This window comes from Bacillus nitratireducens (assembly GCF_036320425.1).
In the GTDB taxonomy this organism is placed as follows: Bacteria; Bacillota; Bacilli; order Bacillales; family Bacillaceae_G; genus Bacillus_A; species Bacillus_A nitratireducens.
Genome location: NZ_JAUMJO010000003.1, coordinates 445,517 through 452,556 on the forward strand (window position 1 = coordinate 445,517; position 7,040 = coordinate 452,556).

The 7,040-nt window shown below is 37.6% G+C and carries 6 protein-coding genes; 4 read left to right on the forward strand and 2 right to left on the reverse strand.

Annotated elements, in window-relative coordinates; all coding sequences use genetic code 11:
* Positions 1-46: 46 nt before the first annotated feature.
* Both Q3V31_RS14245 and Q3V31_RS14250 read right to left on the reverse strand, forming a co-directional pair.
* Positions 47-589 carry a transcription repressor NadR gene (locus tag Q3V31_RS14245; RefSeq protein WP_000812242.1) on the reverse strand — a complete coding sequence of 181 codons (543 nt, stop codon included), beginning with the start codon at positions 587-589 and terminating at the stop codon, positions 47-49.
* Positions 589-1,731, reverse strand: coding sequence for an IscS subfamily cysteine desulfurase (locus Q3V31_RS14250; RefSeq protein WP_000973749.1), 1,143 nt, complete (start codon positions 1,729-1,731; stop codon positions 589-591). The genes Q3V31_RS14245 and Q3V31_RS14250 overlap by 1 nt, the downstream gene beginning before the upstream one ends.
* A 153-nt stretch (positions 1,732-1,884) precedes the next feature.
* Here Q3V31_RS14250 and nadB point away from each other — a divergent pair, with 153 nt between their 5' ends.
* From nadB to exsA, 4 genes are all read left to right on the forward strand, one after another.
* On the forward strand, positions 1,885-3,414 hold the full coding sequence (nadB, locus tag Q3V31_RS14255) for an L-aspartate oxidase (protein ID WP_329765499.1): 1,530 nt from the start codon (positions 1,885-1,887) through the stop codon (positions 3,412-3,414).
* 19 nt (positions 3,415-3,433) lie between these two features.
* Positions 3,434-4,267 carry a carboxylating nicotinate-nucleotide diphosphorylase gene (nadC, locus tag Q3V31_RS14260; RefSeq protein ID WP_001094124.1) on the forward strand — a complete coding sequence of 278 codons (834 nt, stop codon included), beginning with the start codon at positions 3,434-3,436 and terminating at the stop codon, positions 4,265-4,267.
* 30 nt (positions 4,268-4,297) lie between these two features.
* Positions 4,298-5,404, forward strand: coding sequence for a quinolinate synthase NadA (nadA, locus tag Q3V31_RS14265; protein ID WP_016130284.1), 1,107 nt, complete (start codon positions 4,298-4,300; stop codon positions 5,402-5,404).
* Between the two features lie 225 nt (positions 5,405-5,629).
* The coding region (gene exsA / locus Q3V31_RS14270) for a spore coat assembly protein ExsA (protein WP_329765502.1) at positions 5,630-7,040 on the forward strand (1,411 nt) is incomplete at its 3' end.

The window sequence follows — 7,040 nt, forward strand, 5'->3', positions numbered from 1 at the left end:
TACAAAATAAAAGCACAGAGTATGATAAAAAACTCTGTGCTTTACATTAATAAACGAGAAATCCTGCTTTATCTAGTGCCTCACAAGCGGCATCTAATTTCTCTTTAGAATCTGCTTCGATTGTATGTAAGTGAATACCATCTGTTAGTTGCGAAAGGTAGGAAGCGTTTGTGTTTTCGATTTTTTGTAAATATTGCTCTACATCAAAGCGATTACTTACCATGATGGATGCTGTTAAGTCGCCGTATACAGGATGCTCAACTTTTACGTCTTTAATTGTAACGCCGTGGTCAACTAACATGGTAAGTTCTTGACGTACTTCGGCTGGTTTATGTTGGCATACGATTACGCGTTCAAAAGTTTGTTGCTTCGCTTGTGGTTTTAAATATAAATATCCTTGTGCAGTCGCGATAATGGGTTCATTGCGTGCTTTGAGCAAGGAAATATCTTGTACGATAACTTGTCTACTTACATTCGTCTTTTTAGATAGTTCACTCCCTGATAACGGCTCATTTGCAGCGAGAAGCCACTGAAGGATGAGTTGTCGTCTTTCTTCACCTAAAATCTTTTTTTGATCATTTTGCTTCATTATGATTTAACACCTCTATAAAATTGATTTCCAATTGCGTGTAGTGCATGAATAGTAGTATCAATTTGTTCTTTCGTTGTTTGTTGTCCGAAAGAAAAACGGACATATTGTTTTGCCTCTTCATACGTTTTTCCAATTGCAAGCATTGTTTTCGAAGGTTCTTGTTTACCGACTTGGCAAGCACTTCCGGTGGAAATAGCAATACCATGGCGATTACATTCTAGCATTGTATATTGACCTTCTATTCCTTTTATTGTAACCCCAATAATATGTGGTAAACAAGAAGTAGAATGTCCTTTCACTTCAATTTCTAGAGGAAGTGTTTGTAATTGCTTTAAAAAATAAGATCGTAATTGTTTAAAACGAAAGCTCTCTTCCTTTTGATTCTTTAATATATGCTCTGCGGCTGTTAAAAAAGCAGCGATTCCAGGAACGTTTACTGTACCAGGGCGAAAGCCTTTTTCATGAGAAGTTCCAGGGAATATTTGTTCCCAGCGTGTTTGCGGATTTATATAGCAAGCACCGACACCTTTTGGCCCGTATATTTTATGGGCTGAAACTGAGAGACTATCAATCTTCATTGCTGTAACGTTTATTGGAAGTTTACCAAATGTTTGAACACAGTCCGAATGAAATAAAACATTATATTTTTTTAAAAGTGCCCCGATTTCTGCGATGTTTTGAACGGTTCCGATTTCAGAATTTCCATGCTGTATACTTGCTAGAACAGTATTCTCTGTAATAGCTGCTTCTAAATCCGCTACATGAATTAGCCCGTTTTTATCAACAGGAATTTCAGTAATTGTATAGCCTTGCGATTGTAAGGATTGAAAATAACTTCGAATCGATGCGTGTTCCATAGGTGTCGTAATAATATGTTTCTCATTTCTAGCATTTAGAAGTGATTGAATCGCAAGATAGTTAGACTCTGAACCACCGCTTGTGAAGAATACACCTTGTTCCTTCCCCCCGATCATTTCTGCAAATGTTTCTCTACAAACTTTTAATAAAGAAGATGCACTTCCGCCGATATCGTGTAAACTTTGTTCATTTCCGAAATATGTTTTTGTCGCTTGTATATATGTTTCTAAAGCTTCTTCGCTCATAGGTGTAGTTGCTGCGTAATCAAGATATATCATCATGTGAATTCCTCTCTTCAGTAAGAGTGATGTTTATTTTCGTTTTGAGAATGATAGTGAAAATACGAATTGTAAAAAAACTCTTGTCATTATTTTAAAACTATGTAAATATAGGTGTCAAGACAGTTGAAAAGTGTAAAGTAGGAGGCAACAATTATGCCAAGTGCAGATGTCTTGATTATTGGAAGTGGCGTTGCGGCACTTCGTGTTGCAAAAGAGATTTGTCACGAAAAGAATGTGATAATTATCACAAAAAAAACAGGACGTAATAACAATACGAATTTAGCCCAAGGGGGAATTGCAGCGGCTGTTGCTGCATATGACGATCCGAGTGGGCATTTTGAAGATACATTAGTGGCAGGTTGTCATTATAACAATGAAGAGGCAGTTCGGTATTTAGTTGAAGAGGGGCCGAAAGAAATAAATAAGCTTATTACAAATGGAATGAAGTTTGATGGGGATGAAAAAGAGCTCCATCTTGGTAAAGAAGGAGCTCATCGAAAACGTCGTATTTTACATGCGGGAGGAGATGCAACCGGTAAAAATTTATTAGAACATTTAATTCAAGAAGTAATTCCGTACGTTACTGTTGTAGAGCAAGAGATGGTGCTCGATTTTATGATAGAAAATAATAAATGCGTAGGGGCTTTAACACGAAATAGTGAAGGAGAGCTGAAGCGTTATTATGCTGATTATACGGTGTTAGCATCAGGCGGAATCGGTGGTTTGTATGCCTTTACGTCGAATGACGAGACAATTACGGGTGATGGACTTGCGATGATATATCGAGCTGGTGGTGAACTAGTTGATCTAGAATTTGTACAATTTCATCCGACGATGTTATACGTGGGCGGGCGATGTTGTGGTCTCGTTTCTGAAGCAGTTCGCGGGGAAGGAGCTGTCCTTATAAATGAAAAGGGACAGCGTTTTATGATGGATATACATCCCGGGAAAGATCTCGCACCGCGTGATGTAGTGGCAAGAGCTATTCATGAACAACTTCTTGCGGGTGAAAAAGTGTACTTAAACATCGAAACTATTCAAAACTTTGAACAGCGCTTTCCGACCGTTTCATCATTATGTAAAAAGAATGGCGTTGATTTAAAAGGGAACCTTATTCCGGTCGTACCGGGTGCACATTTTCATATGGGCGGCGTGAAGACAAATTGTGACGGAGAGACATCCATTTCAAACTTATATGCGGTCGGTGAAGTGGCGTGTAATGGAGTTCATGGTGCGAACAGATTGGCGAGTAATTCATTATTGGAAGGTCTTGTGTTCGGAAGGCGGATAGGAAAACACATTTTAGCTAGACCAGCACAAGAAAGAAAAAGTATATCAGAAGAGAGAGAAAAAAGTTTTATAGCTCTTAATGATTTACCGTTGAAAGAAGAAATACAAGAATACATGATGAAGTATGTTGGGATTGTGCGAACAGAGAAAAATTTATCATATGCTACGAGATGGTTTAGTAGGTACGGTGTGAGAAATATGATATTACAATATGATGCTCTTACAAATGAAGAGATTACGCTTATTAATATGTTAACAGTTTGTGAGCTTATAACAGTATCAGCATTGCAAAGAAAAGAAAGTATTGGTGGTCATTATCGCAGTGATTATCCAGAAAGAAATAGAGTAAGGAAAGAGATTATTCGAGTGAGAAGAAAACTACAACTTGTTTAATAAGGGGAAGAGGGGTTTTATGAACACATTAAAAATTAAGGAAGCACTAAATAGATTTTTTCTAGAAGATATAGGAGAAAGAGATGTAACATCGCAGCTTATCTTTCCCGATAATGCAATTGCAAAAGGAACTTTTCTTGTAAAGGATACAGGGGTCTTTGCGGGGAGTTTAGTAATAGAGGAGGGTTTTAAACTAATTGATGAAAAAATTGAAGTTACACTCCATAAAAAAGATGGGGACTTAGTAGGAAAAGGTGAAATTATAGCAACAGCTAAAGGGCCTATTGCATCTTTATTAACAGCGGAGCGCGTTATATTAAATATTATTCAGCGTATGAGCGGGATAGCAACGATGACTCGTAAAGCAGTACTTACGTTAGATAGCAATCATACGCGTATTTGTGATACGAGAAAAACGATGCCGGGACTACGTATGTTTGATAAATACGCGGTAGTGTGCGGAGGCGGATTTAATCACAGATTCGGTTTGTATGATGGTGTCATGATTAAAGATAATCATATTACGTTTGCTGGATCAATTACAAAAGCTGTTACATCGGTGAAAGAAAGATTGGGACATATGGTGAAAGTAGAAGTCGAAACAGAGACGGAGGCGCAAGTGAGAGAAGCGGTAGAGGCCGGCGCAGATGTTATTATGTTCGATAATCGCACGCCAGATGAGATTCGCGAGTTTTCAAAAATTGTACCGAGTGCCATCGTTACGGAGGCTTCAGGTGGTATTACAATTGAAGATTTATCGAAATACGGAAAAACAGGAGTGGATTATATTTCACTTGGGGCGTTAACACATTCAGTGAGAGCACTTGATATTAGTTTTAATATTGAGGCGTGATGAGAGTGGTTTAGAGGGGGAGAATCATAAATGGGTATTTTAGAGAAAGTTCAGCCAATCGAAGTAATGTTACCAGAGCGTTATCAAACGATGTCTACATTAGAAATGGAAGAGCGTGTTCGCGAAATTAAAGGAAAAATGGGTGAATTGCTATTTATTCCAGGGCATCATTATCAAAAAGATGAAGTGGTACAATTTTCAGATGCAGCAGGGGATTCGTTGCAACTTGCGCAAGTTGCAGCGAGTAATAAAGAGGCGAAATATATTGTGTTTTGTGGTGTACACTTTATGGCGGAAACAGCAGATATGTTAACGACAGAGGATCAAGTTGTCATCTTACCAGATATGCGTGCAGGGTGTTCAATGGCAGATATGGCAGATATTGAGCAAACAGAAAGAGCGTGGAAAGAGCTCGCAAAATTATTTGGGGATACGATGATTCCGCTAACGTATGTAAATTCAACAGCTGCAATTAAAGCATTTTGCGGTCGTAATGGAGGGGCAACAGTAACCTCTTCTAATGCAAAACAAATGGTGTCTTGGGCGTTTACACAAAAAGAACGTCTCGTCTTTTTACCAGACCAACATTTAGGAAGAAATACAGCGTATGACTTAGGCATCCCGTTAGATAAAATGGCAGTATGGAACCCGCATACAGATTCATTAGAGTACGATGGAGATATAGAAGAAATTCAAGTGATTTTATGGAAAGGTCATTGTTCTGTTCATCAAAATTTTACTGTGAAAAATATTGAAAGCGTGCGAAAAAATCATCCGGATATGAATATTATTGTTCACCCTGAATGTTGTTATGAAGTTGTTGCCGCTTCTGATTATGCAGGATCAACGAAATATATTATTGATATGATTGAAGCTGCTCCAGCGGGAAGCAAGTGGGCAATTGGTACAGAGATGAATTTAGTGAACCGAATCATTCAGCAACATCCAGATAAAGAAATTATGTCGCTAAATCCATTTATGTGTCCGTGCTTAACAATGAACCGAATTGATTTACCTCACTTACTATGGGCACTTGAGAATATAGAAAGAGGAGAAGAAATTAACGTTATTCGTGTAGAAAATCAAGTAACAGAAGAAGCGGTTCTTGCATTAAATCGTATGTTAGAACGCGTTTAAAGCAACGGGATTTCCGTTGCTTTTTTTCATACATATAATCATAACGAGAGCGAAATGGGCATACATTGTTTTGAAGAAATCATTGTGGTTTTTTATGCTTATTCCACTTCGAACTATATTGAAAATAGAAGAAGTGATAAAAGTGAAAAGAAGTTAATGTTATTTAGAAAGGGTTACTTCATGAGATTTGTTACTTATAGATAAGTTATACAGGAGGGGGAAAATTTGAAAATTCATATCGTGCAAAAAGGGGATACCCTTTGGAAAATTGCGAAAAAGTACGGAGTGGATTTTGACACGCTGAAAAAAACAAATACACAGCTTAGTAATCCAGATTTAATCATGCCAGGTATGAAAATTAAAGTACCATCAAACGGAGTTCATGTGAAACAACAGCCTGGAGCGGGTTCTACGCCGCCAAAACAATATGTAAAAGAGGTGCAACAAAAAGAGTTTGCATCAACACCAACTCCACTTGGAATAGAAGATGAAGAGGAAATTACGTATCAATCAGCACCGATTACACAAGAGCCAGCTATGCAACAAACGCAAAAAGAAATGCAGGTAAAGCCGCAAAAAGAAATGCAGGTAAAACCACAAAAAGAAATGCAGGTAAAACCGCAAAAAGAAATGCAAGTGAAACCACAAAAAGAAATACAGGTGAAGCCGCAAAAAGAAATACAGGTGAAGCCGCAAAAAGAAGTGCAACAAGAAAAGCCGATTCAAAAAGAAAAACCAGTTGAAAAGCCGTCTATTATTCAAAAACCACCTGTTATAGAGAAAGTAGAAAAGCAAAAGCCAACTACGAAGGAGAATACTAAATTTTCCATTAATGTATTACCGCAGCCACCGCAACCACCAATTAAAGCGAAAAAAGAATATAAAATTTCAGATGTAATAAAAAAGGGAAGCGAGTTAATTGCTCCTCAAATTAGTAAAATGAAACCTAACAACGTCATTTCTCCGCAAACGAAAAAAGACAATATAGGAAATGTATCACCACAAGTGAAAAAAGAAAACGTAGGAAACATAATTTCACCGCAAGTGAAAAAAGAAAATGTAGGGAACATAGTCTCACCGCAAATGAAGAAAGAAAATGTAGGGAATATAGTCTCACCGCAAGTGAAGAAAGAAAATGTAGGAAATATAGTCTCACCGCAAGTGAAAAAAGAAAATGTAGGGAATATAGTCTCACCGCAAGTGAAAAAAGAAAATATAGGGAATATAGTCTCACCGCAAGTGAAGAAAGAAAATGTAGGGAATATAGTCTCGCCAAACGTATCAAAAGAAAATGTTACTATCCCGCAAGTAATACCGCCAAATATACAAGTGCCGAACATAATGCCAATAATGGATAATAACCAACCACCAAACATAATGCCAATAATGGATAACAACCAACCACCAAACATAATGCCAATAATGGATAACAACCAACCACCAAACATAATGCCAATAATGGATAACAACCAACCACCAAATATGATGCCGATAATGGATAACAACCAAATGCCAAATATGATGCCGATAATGGATAACAACCAAATGCCAAATATGATGCCGATAATGGATAACAACCAAATGCCAAATATGATGCCGATAATGGATAACAACCAAATGCCGAATATGATGCCGA